The organism is Streptomyces sp. NPDC048191, assembly GCF_040652655.1.
Lineage (GTDB): Bacteria > Actinomycetota > Actinomycetes > Streptomycetales > Streptomycetaceae > Streptomyces.
On sequence record NZ_JBEZMO010000009.1, the window covers coordinates 171,207 to 189,635 of the forward strand.

General features: G+C 73.0%; 17 protein-coding genes and 1 pseudogene. 10 read left to right on the forward strand and 8 right to left on the reverse strand.

Going from position 1 to position 18,429, the window contains the following annotated elements; translation table 11 throughout:
• The first annotated feature begins 256 nt into the window (after nucleotides 1-256).
• Nucleotides 257-1,177 carry a homocysteine S-methyltransferase gene (gene mmuM / locus AB0D93_RS17675; protein WP_362120160.1) on the forward strand — a complete coding sequence of 307 codons (921 nt, stop codon included), beginning with the start codon at nucleotides 257-259 and terminating at the stop codon, nucleotides 1,175-1,177.
• Nucleotides 1,178-1,279: 102 nt separating this feature from the next.
• Here mmuM and AB0D93_RS17680 read toward each other — a convergent pair whose 3' ends face one another.
• Entirely contained in the window at nucleotides 1,280-2,848 is a 1,569-nt protein-coding gene (locus tag AB0D93_RS17680; RefSeq protein WP_362120162.1) for a carboxylesterase family protein, read from the reverse strand.
• A gap of 586 nt (nucleotides 2,849-3,434) precedes the next feature.
• Here AB0D93_RS17680 and AB0D93_RS17685 point away from each other — a divergent pair.
• From AB0D93_RS17685 to AB0D93_RS17695, 3 genes and pseudogenes are all read left to right on the forward strand, one after another.
• Complete coding sequence (locus tag AB0D93_RS17685; RefSeq protein WP_362120164.1) at nucleotides 3,435-4,448, forward strand: hydroxyacid dehydrogenase; 1,014 nt, start codon at nucleotides 3,435-3,437, stop codon at nucleotides 4,446-4,448.
• A gap of 85 nt (nucleotides 4,449-4,533) precedes the next feature.
• Nucleotides 4,534-4,671, forward strand: a pseudogene (locus AB0D93_RS17690) (LacI family DNA-binding transcriptional regulator); the annotation flags it as partial.
• A 166-nt stretch (nucleotides 4,672-4,837) separates the two neighbouring features.
• Nucleotides 4,838-5,041 (forward strand): hypothetical protein, encoded by a 204-nt coding sequence (locus tag AB0D93_RS17695; protein WP_362120166.1) that lies wholly within the window; start codon nucleotides 4,838-4,840, stop codon nucleotides 5,039-5,041.
• Between the two features lie 147 nt (nucleotides 5,042-5,188).
• Here AB0D93_RS17695 and AB0D93_RS17700 read toward each other — a convergent pair whose 3' ends face one another.
• From AB0D93_RS17700 to AB0D93_RS17710, 3 genes are all read right to left on the reverse strand, one after another.
• A complete protein-coding gene (locus tag AB0D93_RS17700; RefSeq protein WP_362120168.1) occupies nucleotides 5,189-5,443 on the reverse strand; it encodes a hypothetical protein in 255 nt (84 codons plus the stop codon).
• Entirely contained in the window at nucleotides 5,440-6,303 is an 864-nt protein-coding gene (locus tag AB0D93_RS17705; RefSeq protein ID WP_362120170.1) for an isocitrate lyase/PEP mutase family protein, read from the reverse strand. The genes AB0D93_RS17700 and AB0D93_RS17705 overlap by 4 nt, the downstream gene beginning before the upstream one ends.
• A gap of 158 nt (nucleotides 6,304-6,461) precedes the next feature.
• Nucleotides 6,462-7,118, reverse strand: a complete 657-nt coding sequence (locus AB0D93_RS17710; RefSeq protein WP_362120172.1) for a ThuA domain-containing protein — start codon at nucleotides 7,116-7,118, stop codon at nucleotides 6,462-6,464.
• 81 nt (nucleotides 7,119-7,199) lie between these two features.
• On the opposite strand from AB0D93_RS17710, the gene AB0D93_RS17715 reads away from it, so the two are divergent.
• Complete coding sequence (locus tag AB0D93_RS17715) at nucleotides 7,200-7,847, forward strand: VOC family protein (RefSeq protein WP_362120174.1); 648 nt, start codon at nucleotides 7,200-7,202, stop codon at nucleotides 7,845-7,847.
• A gap of 215 nt (nucleotides 7,848-8,062) precedes the next feature.
• Complete coding sequence (locus AB0D93_RS17720; RefSeq protein ID WP_362120176.1) at nucleotides 8,063-8,464, forward strand: VOC family protein; 402 nt, start codon at nucleotides 8,063-8,065, stop codon at nucleotides 8,462-8,464.
• Here the strand turns inward: AB0D93_RS17720 and AB0D93_RS17725 are convergent.
• The 3 genes from AB0D93_RS17725 to AB0D93_RS17735 form a co-directional block, all read right to left on the reverse strand.
• Nucleotides 8,447-9,133 carry a helix-turn-helix transcriptional regulator gene (locus AB0D93_RS17725; protein ID WP_362120178.1) on the reverse strand — a complete coding sequence of 229 codons (687 nt, stop codon included), beginning with the start codon at nucleotides 9,131-9,133 and terminating at the stop codon, nucleotides 8,447-8,449. The genes AB0D93_RS17720 and AB0D93_RS17725 overlap by 18 nt on opposite strands.
• A gap of 83 nt (nucleotides 9,134-9,216) precedes the next feature.
• The gene (locus AB0D93_RS17730) at nucleotides 9,217-10,020 is read right to left on the reverse strand and encodes a VC0807 family protein (RefSeq protein ID WP_362120180.1); all 804 of its coding nucleotides are present in this window, start codon (nucleotides 10,018-10,020) and stop codon (nucleotides 9,217-9,219) included.
• Nucleotides 10,021-10,204: 184 nt separating this feature from the next.
• The gene (locus AB0D93_RS17735) at nucleotides 10,205-11,188 is read right to left on the reverse strand and encodes an AraC family transcriptional regulator (RefSeq protein WP_362120182.1); all 984 of its coding nucleotides are present in this window, start codon (nucleotides 11,186-11,188) and stop codon (nucleotides 10,205-10,207) included.
• A gap of 81 nt (nucleotides 11,189-11,269) precedes the next feature.
• Between AB0D93_RS17735 and AB0D93_RS17740 the strand changes: the two genes are divergently transcribed.
• On the forward strand, nucleotides 11,270-12,202 hold the full coding sequence (locus AB0D93_RS17740) for an NmrA family transcriptional regulator (protein WP_362120184.1): 933 nt from the start codon (nucleotides 11,270-11,272) through the stop codon (nucleotides 12,200-12,202).
• A 51-nt stretch (nucleotides 12,203-12,253) separates the two neighbouring features.
• On the opposite strand, the gene AB0D93_RS17745 is transcribed toward AB0D93_RS17740, so the two are convergent.
• Entirely contained in the window at nucleotides 12,254-13,459 is a 1,206-nt protein-coding gene (locus tag AB0D93_RS17745; RefSeq protein ID WP_362120186.1) for a YihY/virulence factor BrkB family protein, read from the reverse strand.
• 130 nt (nucleotides 13,460-13,589) lie between these two features.
• On the opposite strand from AB0D93_RS17745, the gene AB0D93_RS17750 reads away from it, so the two are divergent.
• The 3 genes from AB0D93_RS17750 (at nucleotide 13,590) to AB0D93_RS17760 (ending at nucleotide 18,423) form a co-directional block, all read left to right on the forward strand.
• Nucleotides 13,590-15,227: an acyl-CoA dehydrogenase family protein gene (locus tag AB0D93_RS17750; RefSeq protein WP_362120188.1), complete on the forward strand. Its 1,638-nt coding sequence runs from the start codon at nucleotides 13,590-13,592 to the stop codon at nucleotides 15,225-15,227.
• 402 nt (nucleotides 15,228-15,629) lie between these two features.
• Complete coding sequence (locus AB0D93_RS17755) at nucleotides 15,630-16,916, forward strand: GAF domain-containing protein (RefSeq protein WP_362120388.1); 1,287 nt, start codon at nucleotides 15,630-15,632, stop codon at nucleotides 16,914-16,916.
• A gap of 175 nt (nucleotides 16,917-17,091) precedes the next feature.
• Nucleotides 17,092-18,423 carry a hypothetical protein gene (locus tag AB0D93_RS17760; RefSeq protein ID WP_362120190.1) on the forward strand — a complete coding sequence of 444 codons (1,332 nt, stop codon included), beginning with the start codon at nucleotides 17,092-17,094 and terminating at the stop codon, nucleotides 18,421-18,423.
• Nucleotides 18,424-18,429 lie beyond the last annotated feature (6 nt).

Here is an 18,429-nt window from a genome sequence, read left to right on the forward strand (position 1 = left end):
TCGGGCGGTCGGCAACGTCCGGCGGCTGGACCGTACCGCTCCCGGGCAAGCGCTTTCTAGACTTCGGGGCGGAGATTCGCTTGCTCCTCAACGCCAAAGGCGCGAAAGCCCTTTCGAGAATGTCTTCGCGGCCGGTGTAGCCGCGCAGGAGACCGCGGGAGAGCCACGGGAAGGGATGCGGGCGTCCCCTCGCCGGGAAGCGGAGCCCGGCCGGCCCCCGGCGCTCCAGAGACGCCGGTTGGACTAGCGTCGTGACATGACCAGCAACACCTCCCCCAGTCTCGCGGACGCTCTCGCTGCCGGGACGCTCGTGCTCGACGGCGGCATGTCCAACCAGCTGGAGTCGGCCGGGTACGACCTGAGCGACGAGCTGTGGTCGGCACGGCTCCTCGCCGAGCGGCCGGAAGCGGTCACGGAGGCACATCTCGCCTACTTCCGAGCCGGCGCGGACGTGGCGATCACCGCCAGCTACCAGGCCACTTTCGAGGGCTTCGCGCGACGCGGTATCGGCCACGACGACGCCGCGCGCCTGCTCACGCTGAGCGTGGACCTCGCACGTGAGGCCGCCCGGCAGGCCAGGGACGCAGGCATCGGCCGGCCGCTGTGGGTGGCGGCCTCGGTCGGGCCGTACGGCGCGATGCTCGCGGACGGCTCCGAGTACCGGGGCCGGTACGGGCTGAGCGTGAACGAGCTGGAGCGCTTTCACCGGCCGCGCATCGAGGTGCTGGCCGCCGCAGCGCCGGACGTCCTCGCGCTGGAAACGGTGCCGGACGCCGACGAGGGCACCGCGCTGCTCAGGGCGGTGCGCGGGCTGGGGGTGCCGGCGTGGCTGTCGTACACGGTCGACGGTCGGCACACGCGTGCCGGACAGCCCCTCGAGGAAGCCTTCGCCGCGGCCGCCGACGTGGACGAGGTGATCGCGGTGGGCGTGAACTGCTGCGCGCCGCGGGACGTGGAGTCAGCGGTCGAGATCGCGTCCCGGGTCACGGGCAAGCCGGTCGTGGTCTATCCGAACAGCGGGGAGACCTGGGACGCCGAGGCTCGCGCCTGGACGGGGAGCACGATGTTCCGTGCGGGGCAGGTCGAGGCATGGCGGGAGGCGGGAGCGCGGTTGATCGGCGGGTGCTGCCGGGTGGGACCGGAGGGCATCGCCGCAATCGCTTCCGGCGGGTTCTGAGCTCCGCCGGCCCGCCGTAGGGGCCCGTGCTTGTGCGTCGGGTCCGGCTCGTCCGTGGCCGCGTTGTGTTTCACCGACTGGTCGCGCCCGAGTGGCGCGCCGTCAGCGACGTCGGGCCCCGACCGAGCGCCGTAGGCGGCGCACCGCCGCCGCCAGTTCCGCTCCGGGCGCGCGGAAGTCGGCGGCGGGAGCGGGTTCGGGGACCGTGGTGGCGGTCGACCAGAGAGCGAACTCCGCATCCCGCGGGCCGTAAGCGGTATAGGGGTCGCCTTCGCCGAAAACGCGTACGGGATGCGAGGGATCCCAGGCCTCCCAGCCGGGATCCCCGGTCTCCGCGAATCGCACCCAGGCCGCATGCATCGCGTCGGACAGCTCCTGCGGGGCGCCCTCGCCGGCCAGCTTCTTCGATTCGGGGATCTCACCGCTGTCGAAGACGAAGCCCAGTTCCAGGGCGTGGCAGGCGCCGAGGGCCGGGAGGCCGGACGGCCAGGCGAACTCGTAGAGGTAGGCGGCGCCGGGGCGGGAGTCGGCGAGGCGCTGCAGCGGGACGCGCAGGAGGTGGTCGGTGACCATCTGCCCGACGATCTCGGCGGTGCCGGCACCGGGATTCAGGGCGCGATAGCCACGGGGCACCTCGTGGCCGGCGCGGCAGCGGGCCATGGCGCCGGCGAGGGCGACGGGGCCCAGCCGGTCGACGTGTTCGAGGAGTCCGCCGGGCACCAGCCACAGCCGGTACTCGTCCCGGGTCCAGCCCATCAGCAGCTCCACGCCCGGCGCGGCGTCCCCGTCGATCAGCGCTTCCAGCGGGTCCCGGGGGACGAGGAGGCCGTCGACGACGATACCGAAGGCGGGGCCGCCGAGGACCGGGCTGCTGAGTCGGCCGACCTCGGCCTGGGTGCGCAGCAGCACGTCGCGGTCGACGGCGGCGAAGGCCTCGGCCGTTGCGGGGATCTTCAGGCGGGAGGCCATACGGCGCACCATCCGCCGTACCTTGTCGCGGTCGGAGGCTTCGGGCGGGCCGCTCTGCAGCACCGCACGGCGGATCAGGCCGCTGGTCTGGGGCGCGGCGAGCAGGGCTCCGGTGCTGATGGCACCGGCCGACTGCCCGCACAGGGTGATCCGGTCCGGGTCGCCGCCGAAGGCGCCGATCGCCTCGTGGACCCAGCGCAGGGCGACGAGCTGGTCGTGCAGTCCGGGGTTGGGTGGAGCGTCCGGAAACAGACCGTAGCCCTCCACTCCCAATCGGTAGTTGATCGAGACGCAGACGACGCCGTCCCGCGCGAAGGTGCTGCCGTCGTAAACGGCTACGGCGGAGGATCCCCTGGTCAGCGCGCCGCCATGGAGCCACACGAGGACGGGGAGCCCCGCGCCGGGGGCGGGCTCGGGCGTCCACACGTTGAGGTTGAGGCAGTCGTCGCCGGCAATCTCGGGGTCGGACAGGTACTGGGCGAAAGCCTCGGAGTACGGCGGTTTCGGCGCGGTCGGGCCGAAGGCGCCGGCGTCGCGTACTCCGTCCCAGGGTTCGGGCGGCTCGGGCGGGCGGAAGCGCCGGGGGCCCACGGGCGGGGCGGCGTACGGGATGCCCCGGAACACCGCCACCCCCTTTTCGTACCGGCCGCGTACGGCCCCGTGGGGCGTTCTGACCACGGGGCCCGTCCGGTCTGCCGTCATCGCCCACCAGCCCTTCGCCGCGCTCGTGCGTCCTTCACAGCCGCGCTTGGTGCGCTGTTCACATCAGAGCATCACAACGCGCGCATGTATTCCGGTGCACGAGCCCGGCGCTGGGCCGTTCGGCGTACGTCGGCTACTCGGCGTACATCAGGGTGCCGAAGCCGAGGGGGTCGTAGCCGCAGTTGGTGGAGCCGTAGTCTCAGCCGCCTTCGGGGGCGATCGAGTGGTACATGGCGGAGATGTACTCCGACTGATCTTCTGCAACCTCCGTAAGGGCCGCCGCCAGCAGACTGATTCCTTGTCGGCCGCCCCGAATCACGTTACCCAGGTCCGCAGCAAGCGCTAACCCTCTATCTGTAGGGTCCTCACCCCCGCCTCGCTCGACCACAACAGAAGAGCCTTTTCCCACCCACCGCCGCAGCCCGAGCCAAGTCCACAACTCACCTCTCACCATGGGGCTTTGGGCCCCCACCGGCGAGACTGCTCCACCCCCGTCACCCGCCCCACCGATTGCCTCCCCTTCACCGCCGGATCTACCGTAGAAGGCGCTTTCAGAAACCGTTTCCCATCGCGCCTCAGGAGAGTCATGCCCAGCGCCCAGCTGCCCAGGGCCGTGTTCGCCATGGATCCGGTGCACCTGCCCCTGCTCTTCCCTCCAGCCCTCATGGCGCGGTTGCAGCGGACGGCCGAGATCGATTGCGCGCTCGTCGTGCGAGACTTCGCCGACCCAGCCGTCGCCGAGTCGCTGGCCGGCGCCGAACTGCTGATCACCGGCTGGGGCTGCCCCGTCCTGGACTCGGGCGCCCTGACCGCGGTCCCTCGGCTGCGGACGGTGCTGCATGCCGCCGGATCGGTACGCTCGCTGATCGGAGAAGCCTTGTGGGAGCGTGACATCGCGGTGTCCAGCGCAGCGACCGCCAACGCGGTGCCCGTCGCCGAGTACACGCTCGCGATGATCCTGCTCGCGGGGAAGGACGTCTTCACTCATCGCGAGCGCTACCGCACCTCGCACACCCCGCCCTCCCCCGCCGAGACGTCCGCCACAGGCAACGTCGGCCGCCGGGTCGGGGTCGTCGGCGCCTCCCGGGTGGGCCGCCGACTGCTGGAACTGCTGCGGCCGTTCGACAACGAGGTGCTTCTACACGATCCGTACGTAAGCGGTTCCGAGGCCGCAGCCCTGGGAGCTGATCTCGTACCGCTGGAGGATCTGCTGCGGCGCAGCGACATCGTCACCCTGCATGCGCCGGACATCCCTGAGACCCACCACATGCTCAACCGCGCCCGGCTCGCCCTGATCCGGGACGGTGGGGTACTGATCAATACCGCGCGGGGTGCGCTGGTGGACCATGACGCCCTCACCGAGGAACTGGTGACCGGCCGGCTCCAGGCGATCCTCGACGTCACCGAGCCGGAACCGCTGCCGGCCGGATCGCCGCTGTACCGGTTGCCGAACGTCGTCCTCACCCCGCACATCGCGGGCTCCCTCGGCAACGAGTTGGAGCGGCTGGGCAAGGTGGTCGTCGACGAGCTGGAACGGCTGGTCGCTGGCCGGCCGCTGGCCTTCGAGGTGCGGCATGCGGACCTGGCGCGGGTCGCGTGACGGAAGTTATCCACAGGCCGATCGGGGCGACGAGCCCTTGGGATACGGTTCCGGCGCCGACGCGGACCGGCCACCGGCACGCCCGGTGCGGGGGACTACGGTGAAGGAGCCGGCGGTGAGCCGGCGCAAGACGACGGGTGACGCCGGGCAGGCGACCATCCGCGACGTGGCGGAGCGGGCAGGGGTCTCGGTGGCCAGCGTGTCCCGCGTGCTGTCGGGCAACTAGATGCACGGGGAGCGACCGGAGGGCACGCGCACCGAGCTGTCGACCCGGCTGGTGCCGCGCGCGAGCACGGCCGCGCCGTCCGGGGAGCGGCCAACTGCGTGACGGGCGGCGCCCGTTCGGACGCAGCGCGGTGACCGCGCCCGCGCGGGAGCGTTTCCCGGGCATGAACCTCACCATGCGCACCGCAGCGGCTCTCGCCGTGGCCGCAGTCGCCCTGGCCATCGCCTACGGCACGGCCCACGCCACCTCCCGGACGCTCGCTCCGGGACTGCACCGGACCACCGTGACCGCACCCGGCGACGAGCACGACCCGAAGGAGGACGTCGAACTCGACGAAAACGGTATCCCCGACCTCGACGAGGACTGAGGCAGGAGTCGAAACCAGGGCCGAGCCAGGCCCGAAGCAGGGTTGAAACGAGCACGGAAACACGACGACGGCCGGGCACCACCCGCACGGGGTGCCGGCCGTCGCCGCATGCGCGTATGCGGTTGTCCTCGGGTAAACGGTTGCCGGTCAGTCCTCGGCGTGGCGACCGGCGGCGCCCACAAGGGCTTCGACCACGTCCACGGCGCTGCCGTCGTGGTCGCTGCCGGCCGTGCCACTGCCGGTCTGGACATTGGCCGCGCGGTCGACCTCCAGCCAGGAGTCGGCGTGGGAGTTGTCGACCACGGTGATCAGGCTTCCGGACGCGACAGCGGGTGCGGCGCCGCCCCCGAGCAGTGCGGCGGCCGCCACGACGACCCCGACCCGGGGCACGCGACCGGTCACACGCCCACGCCCTCGGGAGTGAGCCGCTCACGGGCGATGTTGCGCTCCAGCAGGCTGGTGGAGGCCTTCACACCGATACCGCTCGCGGGGTCCACCTCCGGCAGCCGGCCGTCGGCCGCCTTCAGGCCCGCGAGCGCGGAGTCCATCGCCTCGTGCGCGGCGAACAGGCACGGGGTGCTGTAGATCGCGACGTCGACGCCGAGATCGGACAGCTCGCCGAGGGACAGGCGGGGTGACTTGCCGCCGGCGATCTGGTTGAACAGCAGCGGCTTGTTTCCCGCGACCTCACGGATGCGCTTGATCCACTCGACGCTGCGCACCCCGTCGACCAGCACCACGTCGGCGTCGGTCGCGGCCAGACGCTCGGCCCGGTGCAGGATGTCGTGCTCGTCGGTGGCGTCCGTACGGGCGACGACGACCAGGTCCTTGCGGGTCTCGAGCACCTTGTGCAGCTTCTCCAGATACTCCTCCAGCGGCAGCACCTGCTTGCCCTCGGCGTGGCCGCAGCGGCGGGGCCGCTTCTGGTCCTCCAGGATCACCCCGGAGGCACCGATGCGTTCGAGCCCCTCGACGACATGACAGGCGACCTCGGGGTCGACGTAGCCGTCGTCGATGTCGACCAGCAGGTGGTGGTGCGGGAACGCGCCCCGCAGCCGCTGGACGAAGGCCACCATGTCGGGCCAGGCGATGAAACCGATGTCCGGCAGCCCGTAGTACGAGGCCGCGAAACCGAATCCCGAAACGAACATCCCGTCGTAGTGCTTGGCCGCGATCGACGCCGAGTACATGTCGTACACGCCGATCAGCGGTGTGGTCCCGGGCCCGGCGATGCGCTCGCGCAGCTTTTTACCGTAAGTCAAGGTCCGGCTCCTCCTGTGGGTGGGTGACGCGGGGCGGGATGGGCTACCGCGTCTCGACGCCCTTTGCCAAAGCAAGAGCATCTATAGATACTCACGTGACCTTCCATAAAGGCGAGCTTTACTCACCCCAATGGAGGAACCGGTTCACCGCAGAAACGTCACGCGTGGAGCCGACCCGCCCAGCCGAGACCGCCGTCCAGGTGGGCGAGGAAGTCCGGGTCGCGGTAGGCCTCTGACGCATGGCCGAGCGCTGTGTAGAAGACGCGGCCACCGCCCGTTTCCTGCTCGCGGCACCATGCGAGCGGATGGTCCGCGCCCATTCCGCCGCCGTCGTACGACGTCTCGTCGGCGCTGAGCAGCACCCGCACCCGCCCGCGAGGGCTGGCGTCGAAGTCGTACCACTCGTCGGTGAAGTCCCAGACGGGCGGGAGCCGGCGCGTCGCGGGGTGGCCCGGGTCCTCGACGACGGCCCGGCCGGGCTGGAGGGCGGGGTGCCGTACGAAACGGGCGCCGAGCAGTTCGCCGTAGTACGGCCAGCCGTACTCGGTGCAGGCCGCCGCGTGCACCCCGGCGAAACCGCCGCCCGAGTCCACGTACCGCGCGAGCCGCTCTCGGCCGGCCGGGGTCAGCACTTCGCCGCTGGTGGAGAGGAAGACGACGGCCGCGTACCCCTCCAGCGGCCGTTCCAGGTCCGCGGGGTCCTCGGTGTGCTCGACGGCGAACCGGCCGAGCGCGCGTACGGCGGCGACGGCGTCCGGGATGGAATCGTGACGGTAGTCCGTGGTGCGGGTGTAGAGCAGCAGTCGCGCGGCCATGTGACGACCCTATGCCGTGGGTGTTCGCGTCCGCTCCAACTCCCTTGATGGGCGGGCCCGGTGGCCGTAGCCTCGCCGGGCATGACAGCCGTTCCCCCGCTGCTGGACCATCTCGTGCTCGGCACGCCCGATCTGGCGGCGACGGTCGCCGACTTCGCCCGGCGGACCGGGGTGACGCCCGCGCCCGGCGGTGTGCATGTCGGCCGCGGCACGCGCAACCATCTGGTGGGGCTGGGCGGCCGTAGCTATCTGGAGATCCTCGGTCCCGACCCGGACCAGCCCGACCCGGACCAGCCCGAGCCCGCCGGTCCGCGGCCGTTCGGGGTCGGCCGGCTGACCGGGCCGCGCACCCTGACCTGGGCGATCAGCCCGCCCGACCTGGACGCGGCGGTCACGGCGGCCCGGGCGCGGGGCCACGACCCCGGGCTCGTGCGCCCGATGAGCCGCCGCACACCGGACGGCACGCTGCTGCGGTGGCGGCTGACCGAGGGCGGCCACGCGCATCCCTCAGGCCTGGTGCCGTTCCTGATCGACTGGGGCGACTCCCGCCACCCGACGGATTCGGACCTGCCGGTCACCCCGCTGCTGGAGATCACCGCCACGGTTCCGGACCCCGCTGAAGTACGCGGCCGGCTGGCGGCTCTGGGCACCGAGCTGACGCTCACCGCGGGACCGGTCGCGCTCTCCTTCACCGTCGCCACGCCCAACGGACCGGTCACGTTCGGCTGAGGCGCGGGGCACGGAACACCGCACGACGGGCGCTGTGAGGCCGCGTTGCTGAAACGGCAGGCCCGGTGCGGTCGGCCCCGAGGCGAGGCGGCGACGTGCGGAGCGGGCCCGCCCTCGTCCATGCCGCCTGCGCACGCGAGCCCCCTCGGCGCCCACCCCCCCGGGTGTCCGATTCCTTCAAGACCGGCGGGCGGCGCCGCCCCTACGGTGACCGCATGACTGCACGATTCGCCGTGATCGGCGTGGTGGTCTCCGATCTGGCCGCCTCGCTCGCCTTCTACCGTCGCCTCGGGTTGGTCTTCCCTGCCGGGGCCGAGGAACAGCCGCATGTCGAAGCCGAGTTGCCCGGTGGGCTGGTGCTCGCGCTGGACACGGAGGAAACCATCCGCTCCTTCCACTCCGGCTGGCGGCCGCCCGAGGGCGGCAGCCGCGTGGGGCTCGCCTTCCGGTGCGACTCCCCCGCCGAGGTCGACGCCCGCTACGAGGACCTGGTCGCTGCCGGGTACCACGGGGAGCTGAAGCCGTGGGACGCGTTCTGGGGACAGCGGTACGCCTGCGTGCACGACCCCGACGGCAACGGAGTCGACCTGTTCGCCCCGCTACCCCCCGCCGAGTAGCCGCCCGAGCGGCAGGCCCGTGAACTCCCGTACGTCGCGGGCGAGGTGGGACTGGTCCGCGTACCCCGCGCGGGTAGCCGTCTCGGCGTACGGCGTCCCGGAGCGGGCCAGCGTCAGTGCCCGCTGCAGCCGGAGGATGCGGGCCAGGGTCTTGGGGCCGTAGCCGAACGCGTCCAGGCAGCGGCGGTGCAAGGTGCGTGTGCCGAGGCCCAGTTCGTCGGCCGTGGCCGAGACCGTGCGGCCCTCGTCCAGACGCTCCACGAGCCGGTGGAGCAGCGGATCGGGGGCCGTGGTCCGCGCGGCCCGGTCCAGGGCGATGTCCTCCAGTGCCCTCGCCGGGTCACCCGCCGCCTCGACACGCGCCCGTAGCCGTCGAACCCTGGCTGCGGGCCAGAGGTCCGCCAAGTCGGCCCGCAGATCGCGCAGTTCGTGCGCGGGTACGCCGAGCAGCGCGGGCGCGGTGCCGGGGAAGAAGCGGACGCCTGCCCAGGTGCGGGGCGGGCCCTCGGGGACGTAGGGGCGGGTGTCGGGGCCCGCCACCAGCAGCCGGCCCTCGCTCCACAGCAGGTCCATGCAACCGTCGGGCAGCACGGGCCCTGCACCGGTCCCGTCCGGGGTGTTCGTCCACACGACCGCGCCGGTCAGCCGGGACGCCCGTTCCGTGTACACGGCTGTCAGCCTACGTCGCCGGGGCACCTGTGCGGCCCTCCGTCCCCGCCTGCCCGGTGCCCGTGCCGGCCTCGGCCGCCTGGTCACCTCTCGGCGGGCCCGCCCGCCTCGTCCGCGATGTCGGGGGCGGCGAACAGCCGCAGGCCGTGGCGGGTGCGGAAGCGGCGGGCGTAGGCGGCGGTGGCCGCGGCGGCCAGGACCAGCAGGAGGAGCGAGAGGACGCGGGTGAGCAGCGGCACCATGTCGGTGGGCAGGGTGACGGCGGCGAGTGCGCCGAGGCCGCCGTCGAGGAGCTGCTCGGCGCCCCAGACCAGGGTCAGGACACGTATTCCGTGGCGGAACTCGGCGGAGTCCCGCCACATCACGGCCCGCGCCCGGGCCGCCGGGCCCCGGTGCAGGCGCTGTCCCAGCTGGAAGGCCAGCGGCCTGCCGGTGAACCCGGTGCCGAGTATCCAGCCGCCGACCAGGAGGGAGAGCGCGGCGTCCTTGAACAGCAGGACGCGGGCGCCGCCACCGGTCAGGGTGATCAGTGCCGCGACCGCCAGCAGCACCGTGAAGAACAGGTCCACGCCGTCGATCCGGCGCCGACGCACGGCACCGGACACCAGCCGCAGGGCGGGGGGCGCGCCGCTGAGCAGCAACGCCGGGCCCTGGCCGGCCCCGAGGGCGCGGGCCGCGTAGTAGACGAGCAGCGGCAGGAGAATGTCTACGGCGACCGTGAGCAGTGGGCCGTAGGCCGTGCGGCCCGTCCTCGCCGACGTGCGCGAGCCCCGTTCCCGAACGGCCGGGTCCGAGGCGGCCGCCTCGTCGACCGCGCGCAGCACATCCACCGGTGCCGTGCCACCCGTACGCACCGGGTCCACCATGTCGCCCGCCTCCTCGACCACGGTCCTCCGCCTCCTTGACCACGCCTGCGGCCGGGCCGCGCCGGACGGTTCCGGAGCGTCGGCCCTCGCGAAAACGCTAGGTCCGGGTCGGTGCCGGGCGGATCGGAGCACGGGTGGAGCGGCGGGTGGAGATCAGGTGGAAAGCAGCGTCACTCACCGGGTGGAGACAACGGGGTGGAAGCCCTCAGGGGGAGACGTGCGGCTCAGCCGCCGGGGCCGGTCCCTGAACGCCACCACCGCGGCCCGCCCGGTGTTCCTGCGGGCTCACGCCGTACACGCGCTTGAACGCGGTGGAGAGGGCGAACGCGCTGCCGTAGCCGACCTGGCGGGAGATGCTGTCGAGGGTGAGGTCCGTCTCGCGCAGCCGGTCGGCAGCGAGGGCGAGTCGCCAGCCGGTCAGGTAGGACATCGGGGGTTCCCCTACGAGGTCGGTGAACCGGCGGGCCAGGGCCGCGCGGGACACCCCGGCCTTGGCGGCGAGCGCGGCCACCGTCCACGGATGCGCCGGGTCGTCCTGCAGCAGGCGCAGCGCGCGGCCCACGACGGGGTCGGCCAGGGCCCGGTACCAGGCGGGGGCCGCCGCCTCCGGGCGGGAGAACCAGGCCCGCAGGGCGCTGATGACCAGCAGGTCCAGCAGGCGGTCCAGGACGACCTCCTGACCGGGTGCGTCACGGACGATCTCCTCGGCCAGCAGCGGGGTGAGCGGGCAGGCCCACACGTCGGCGGGCAGGGTCAGCAGGGGCGGCAGGGCGTCGAGGAGGCGTCCGCTGATCTCGCCGCGCATCAGGTAGGTGCCGATCAGCATGACCGTGCCGGCGTCGGAGCGATCGCCCCAGGTGCGCACCCCGAGGTCCATGGAGCCGTTCAGGGAGGTGCCGTCCGGGTAGCGGCACTCGCCACCGGGCAGGATCAGTGCCTGGGGGGCGGTGTCCGGCTCATCGCCGCAGGTGTACGGGTCCGGTCCGCGGGCGATGGCCAGGTCTCCGGCGCCCAGCCGCACCGGCGCGCCGTCGTCCGGAGTGATCCAGGCGGTACCGCGCGCCATGACCATCACGGTCAGCGGCGCCTCGTCCGCCACCCGCACGGCCCACGGCGGGTCGAAGCACGCCCGGATCAGGAAGGCGCCACGCGCGCGAGGACCGTCCAGCAGGCCTGCGAGTGCGTCCATGAGGGCAGCGTAGACGCGCGCTTATGGCGACGAGTGGTTCGGCGATGTCGGCTTGTTCCGCACGGCAGTTGACTGACGGACATGACGCAGGAGACGCGGAACGCGCAGGCGCACAACGCGCACAGCACGCACAGCACGCAGACGACGCAGACGCCTCAGCCGGCCGAGAACACCGGCGGCGGGCAGGAGGGGCCCGTGTCCACGGTCGTCGTGACCGGTGCGTCCGGTCGGACGGGCAGCCGGGTCGCGGCCGCTGCCCGCGCGGCGGGCCTGACGGTCCGTGCCGCCTCCCGCGCGCGGGGTTTCGACTGGCGGGACGGGACGACCTGGGAACCGGTGCTGCGCGGTGCCGACGCGGCCTACCTGGTGTACCCGTCGGACGTGGGTGCTCCGGACGCGCCCGCGGCGGTCGGCCGGCTCGCCCGTACGGCGGTGGGGCTCGGGGTGCGGCGGCTGGTGCTGCTGTCGGCCCGTGGGGAGGAGCAGGCGCAGCCGACGGAGGAGGCGGTCGCGGAGTCGGGGGCCGAGTGGACGGTCGTACGGGCCGCGTGGTTCGCGCAGAACTTCAGCGAGGGGCCGTTGCTGGAGGAGCTGCGAGTGGCCGGGGAGCTGGTGTTTCCCGGCGGGGCGGTGCGGGAGCCGTTCGTCGACGTGCGGGACGTCGCGGACGTGGTGGTGGCCGCGCTGACCGGCGGCGGCCGGTATGTGCGGCGGACGCTGGAGGTGTCCGGGCCGCGGCTGCTGACCTTCGGCGAGGCGGTCGCGGAGGTCGCGGCGGCGACGGGACGGGAGCTGGTCTACCGGGCGGTGGCGCCGCGGGACTACGGTGCGCGGCTGGCCGGGTCCGGGGTGCCGCCCGAGGAGGTGGGGTTCCTGGTCGAGTTGTTCACGGCGCTGCTCGACGGGCGGAACGAACGCGTGTCGGACGGTGTACGTCAGGTACTGGGCCGGGCGCCGCGGGACTTCGGGAACTTCGCCCGGGAGGCGGCCACGGCCGGGGCGTGGCAGGTCTGAGGGCGGCGCGGACGCCCCGTACCACGCGCCCCTGCGCGACCGTGCGCCCGGTCATTTGTCCTGCCGGGCGCTCCCCCCGTCCCCGTTGGCCTCGTGCGGATGCCGGCCGTCGGCCTCGTGCGGATCGCGGCCGTTGGTCTTGTGCGGGTGGTGGGCGTGCTTGGCGTGGGTGCGCAGGCGGGCGGTGACGTCCTCGGGGGGCAGGAAGCGGGACCAGCGCTCGGGGAACTCGGAGGGCATGTCGGGGTCGTCCGGGTCGGCCTCGCGGCCGGCCGCGGCCCGGGCGACGTACTCGGCGACCTGGGCCTCGCGGATCCGTTCGTTCGCGGCGCGGGCGGCGGCGGTGGCGGCGGCGGGCCAGACCCGGTCGATGGCGGCGTTCACCGCGGCGCCGACGAGGACGGCGAAGGCCGACACGCCGATCCACAGGAGTACGGCCACGGAGGCGGCGAGGGAGCCGTAGATGGTGGCGCCCTCGATGGTGTGCACGAGGTAGATCCGCAGCAGGAAGCTGCCCAGGACCCACATGGCGAGGGCGACGAGGGCGCCGGGTACGTCCTCGATCCAGGGGGAGCGGACCGGCACGGAGACGTGGTACAGGGTCGTCAGGAAGGCGACGGACAGGACGATGACGACGGGCCAGTACAGGACCTGCACCACCGTCTCCGACCAGGGCACCACCCCGACCACCGCGTCCGGGCCGGCCACCATCAGCGGCAGTGCCACCGAGCCGATCAGCAGCGCGACGATGAACAGCACGAACGACATCACCCGCGTCTTGACGATGCCCCGGACGCCGTCGAGGCCGTACATGACGGTGATGGTGTCGATGAAGACGTTGACCGCGCGTGATCCCGACCAGAGGGCGAAGACGAACCCGATGGAGATGACGTCGGGCCGGGTCTTCAGCACGTCGTGCAGGATCGGCTCGGCGATCTCCTTCACGCCCTTGTCGGACAGGACCGTCCGGGAGGCCTCCAGGATGTTGGTCTCCAGGCTCTGGATGGTGTGGGCGCCGGTCCAGGTGTCGACGTAGGCGAGCAGCCCGATGAGGCAGAGCAGCAGGGGCGGCACGGACAGCAGGGTGAAGAACGCGGCCTCGGCGGCCAGTCCCAGGATGCGGTACTCCATGCAGGAATTGACGGTGTCCTTGAGCAGCAGCCAGGCGGTCCTGCGCTTGGAGACGTTCCGGTAGAGGGCTCTGGCCCGGTGGAGGCGACCGGCGGGCCGCTCGGGGGATTCACTTGCTGGCTGCACGAACCAAAGGTATCCGCAGCAGCGGACCCGCCTCACCTTCCGGGCCGGGTGACCGCATCCGCCGCCCGCGCGGCGCGGCTGTGCCACTCTGGAGGCCATCACCGCCGCTGTCCCGGGTAGGTTCGCAATCATGGCAGGCACCTCCACCCACACCGTGACGAACCAGCCGCCTCCGCTGGTCGGCTACGACCTGTTCACCGCCGACCGGGCCCTGGTCGCGGCCGTCGAGCGGCACACCGGTCCGGACGCGCTCGAGGAGGTGCGCGCGGAGCTGTCCGCGCTGGGCAGGGCGGGAGGCTCGGCGCAGCTGCAGGAGTGGGGGTGGCAGGCGAACGAGCACCCGCCGCGGCTGCGTACCCATGACCGGTACGGCCACCGGATCGACGAGGTCGACTTCCATCCGGCCTGGCACCGGCTGCTCGGCAAGGGGGTCTCGGCAGGGCTGACCGGCGCCTGGATCCGTCCGTCGGGACACGTCCGCCGGGCCGCGGGCTTCCTGGTCTGGGCCCAGATCGAGGCGGGCACCTGCTGTCCGCTGTCGATGACGCACGCGGCCGTGCCCGCGCTGCGGTCCGATCCCGTGCTGGCCGCCGAGTGGGAGCCGCGGCTGACGTCCACGATCTACGACCGGGAGCTGCGGCCCGCCGCGCGCAAGCCGGGTGCGCTGTTCGGCATGGGGATGACGGAGAAGCAGGGCGGCAGCGACGTCCGCGCGAACACCACCGAGGCCCGGCCGCTGGCCGAGGCGGGCGCCTACGCGCTGACCGGGCACAAGTGGTTCTGTTCGGCGCCCATGTCGGACGCGTTCCTCGTGCTGGCCCAGGCCCCTCAGGGGCTGACCTGTTTCCTGGTCCCGCGTGTGCTGCCCGACGGCACGCGCAACGCGTTCCTGATCCAGCGGCTGAAGGACAAGCTGGGCAACCGCTCCAACGCCTCCGCCGAGGTGGAGTTCGCGGGTACCTGGGCGCGCCGGGTCGGCGAGGAGGGGCGCGGCGTGCGGGCGATCATCGGGATGGTCGCGGCGACCCGGCTGGACTGCGCGCTCGGCTCGGCGGGGCTGATGCGGCAGGCGGTGGTGCAGGCGATCCACCACTGCACCTACCGTGAGGCGTTCGGCGGGAAGCTGATCGACAAGCCGCTGATGCGCAATGTCCTCGCCGATCTCGCGCTGGAGTCCGAGGCGGCGACCACGCTCGCGCTGCGGCTGGCGGCCGCGTACGACGACGGCGGCGAACAGGAGCGCGCCTTCCTGCGGCTGGCGGTGCCGGCCGCCAAGTACTGGATCACCAAGCGCTGTGCGCCCGTCGCGGTCGAGGCGGCGGAGTGCCTGGGCGGAAACGGTTACGTCGAGGAGTCCGGACTGCCCCGGCTGGTACGGGAGTCGCCGCTGAACTCCATCTGGGAGGGCGCCGGGAACGTCCAGGCGCTGGACGTGCTGCGGGCGTTGCAACGGGAACCGGGCGCGCTGGACGCCTGTCTGACCGAGATCGGCCGGGCCCACGGCGCCGACCACCGCCTCGACCGGGCGGTGAAGGACCTCTTCACCGAACTCGCGGACCTGGACGGCGTCGAGGGGCGGGCCCGGCGACTGGTGGAACGGCTGGCGCTGGCGCTCCAGGGCTCGCTCCTGGTCCGGCACGCACCCCCGGAGGTAGCAGACGCTTTCTGCGCCTCGCGCCTGGGCGGCGACCACGGGGCGTCGTTCGGTACCTTGCCCACGGGCCTGGATCTGGAAGCGGTTGTGGAACGGGCTCGCCCGATCACGTGAAGCGCCGGCGGACCGGGCTCACTCGGGGGGCGGGGAACCGCGCGAGCGACCACGAAGGGCCCGCCGCGCCCGCCGACGCCCCACCCGCGGGCCCCGTGGTGCGAAGTCGGCCAGACCCCCGGTGGGGGTGGTGCTGCGCCGACACGGCACCACCCCCACCTCATGGGCACGTTGAGCCCCTGGACGCGATAGCGCGTCGGGGTCAAGTCTCGGCCACCCTCCGACCGTCCACCAGGGTTGCAGGGGGTTGCAACTTGTTGGCGCACGTGCGCGGAGTGTGTGCCTCCGGCCTGCCCGGAGCGGCAGTATGAGAAGGACAGCCGGACCGGAAACCGCCGCCCGGACGGCTTGACAAGTGTGTACGACGCCCTTTCCGGGAGGACCCCCGTGGTGAACCCGCCGATGAACGTGGCGCGCCTGGCCGCCGTGGACGCGCCACAGGCGGCGCGGCTGCTGAGCGAGGTGCGCGACGCCACCCTCGCCGGTCAGCGGGCGAGGATCGCGCCCCGGCCGGTGATCGAGCAGTCCTGGGGAAGGATGCTGCGCAGCGGCGTCGACCCGGAGCACGATTTCAGATCCGGGCTGCTGCCCTACGACGAGGTACGGCGCCGGCGCGAGGAGTCACCGCTCAGACATGTCCTGCCGTTGCTGCGGCAGGGGCTGCTTTCGGTCGCCGACGTCACCCAGCACATCATGGTCGTCGCGGACGCCGAGGGGCGGGTGCTCTGGCGGGAGGGTGCCCCGCCGGTGCTGCGCAAGGCGGACGGGCTGGGCTTTGAACTCGGCGCGGACTGGCGGGAAGACGTCGTCGGCACCAACGGGGTGGGCACCCCGGCGGTCGTACGGCGGCCCGTGCAGGTCTTCGCCGCCGAGCACTTCGTCCGTTCGCACGCCTCCTGGACCTGTACGGGCGCGCCGATCACCGATCCCCGGGACGGCCGGCTGATCGGTGTCGTGGACGTCAGCGGGCCGCTGGAGACCGTGCATCCGGCGACGCTCGCCTGGGTGGACTCGGTGGCCAAGCTGGCCGAGGCGCGGCTGCGGGAGCTGCATCTGGAGTCCCTGGAGCGGCTGCGGTCGGTGGCGGCGCCGGTGCTGGCGCGGCTGGACGGGCGTTCGCTGGTGGTGGACCGGGACGGCTGGTCGGCGGCGGTGTCCGGGATGCCGTACGTGCGGCGCGTCACGCTGCCCAAGTCACTGGCGCCGGGCCGGAGGTGGGTTCCGTCGCTGGGGTCGTGCGCGGTGGAACCGCTGGCCGGGGGCTGGTTGCTGCGGGCGGTGGAGGAACCGGTCGGCACGGTCACGCGGATCGTGCTGGACCTGGGCAGGGCGAGCCGCAGTACACTGACGGTAAGCGGTTCCGCGGGTTCCTGGTCGCGTGAACTCAGTCCACGGCATGCGGAGTTGCTGTATCTGCTGGCCGTGCACCGCTCGGGCCGCGGTGCGGCGGCCCTGGCCGAGGATCTGTTCGGGGACCCCTCACGCACGGTGACGGTACGGGCTGAGATGTCCCGGATCCGGCGGTACTTCGGTGAACTTCTGTGTCATCGGCCGTATCGTTTCTGCGAGGACGCGGAGATCGAGGTGCTTCTCCCCGACGACCCCCGTGACCTGCTGCCTTCCTCGACGGCACCGGCGATCACGCGGAGACGGACGGCCGCGCAGGACGGCGAGCCGCGCGCCCAGTGAGCGTGTCTTCCGCATATTTGCGGGGTCTTCGCCCTGCGCGAGCCGTTGCTGCCGTAGCATCCCTAGAGGGCCTCCTCACCTGCTTCTCGCGTCAACGTACGGATCACCAGGCGCAGTTGGCCGGCCGACGGCCGGCGCGCCCCGGCGGCGGAGGAGCCCTGGAAGAGGGGACGAGATGAAGCATCGCGGCAGACACCGCAGGCGCAGGCGGGGTGCTGCGCTACGGGCGGTCCTGACCGGGACCGCGCTGGCACTCACCGCGGCCGCCACGCTGATCAGCGCCTCCCAGGCCGACGTCACCGACAGCCCCGGCGCGCTCAAGCCGCTCTCCTCCCCGGCGGACACCGGCCGCTTCCGGCTCCAGGAGCGGCTGGTCCCGGCCCGCACACTGGACCGGCTCTCCGCCGCGATGGGCCGCCCGGTCGGCGTGGACGCCGTCCTCGCGAGCGCCGACCGCGGGATGCGCGAGTCCGCCGACTGCTCCTCCGCCGACCGCGCGTCCCTGCCCGTCTCCCCCTCCGCCACCCGCGCCTACTGCTGGGACAGGGCCGACTCCGCCGCTACGGGCTGGCGGCCGGCGTCGGTGACCACCCCCGGGGACGCCGACGACGGCGTCCGGGGCGCCCACCGGGTCGTCCTCGCCGGCTGGACCCACGACACCACCACGGGCCGCGCCGCCGAGCGGGGCCTGGCCAGGGTCGCCTTCGTCAACGCCGACGACTCCGCCCGCCTCGCCTACCGCTGGGTGCTGCTGGTGGTGCCGGTCGACGGCGGGCGCGACTACCGGGGCCTGTCCTCCGCGATCTCCGGGATGGTCTGGTACCAGGACAAGCTGCTGGTGACGACCAGGACCGGGAGCGCCGACGCGCTGTACGTCTACGACCTCGACCGGATCCAGCGCACCAGCGTCGACGGGCCGGCGATCGGCCGCGTGCCCGGCGGCTGGTCCGCCGACGGCTACCGGTACGTGATGCCCGCGGTCGGCTCGTACCGCTTCACCGCGGGCCGTTGCGCGCGCTCCGGCCCGCCCTGCCCCGGCGCGCTCGCCGTCGACCGGGGGACCGCGCCGGACAGTCTGGTCGCCGCGGAGTGGTCCGCGCCGGACGGCGAGCGGGACGCCCGGCTGTGGCGGTACGCGTTCAGCACGGGCCCCGCCCGCGGCGGGCTGCTCGCCACGGATGCCACGGGGCGGGTGGAGGCGGAGGAGGCGTACCGGACCCGGGCGGCCGGGATCCGGGGCGTGCTCTCCTACTGGCGGCCCGGGGCCGAGGACGCGTCCTGGTATGTGGGACAACTGCCCGGCTCACGGGACGGGCACGGTGCGCTGTGGCGGCAGGACGCGGGGGGCGCGAAGGCGGCGCACTGCGGCGCGGACGGCTCACACCGCTGCTGGGCACAGTCCGCCGGTTCCCTGTCCTACTGGCCGAGGACGGGCGAGGTGTGGTCACTGTCGGACCGCATGCTCTTCACCCTGCCCCTGGAGGAACTGGTCCGGGCGCTGGGGTGAGCGGCG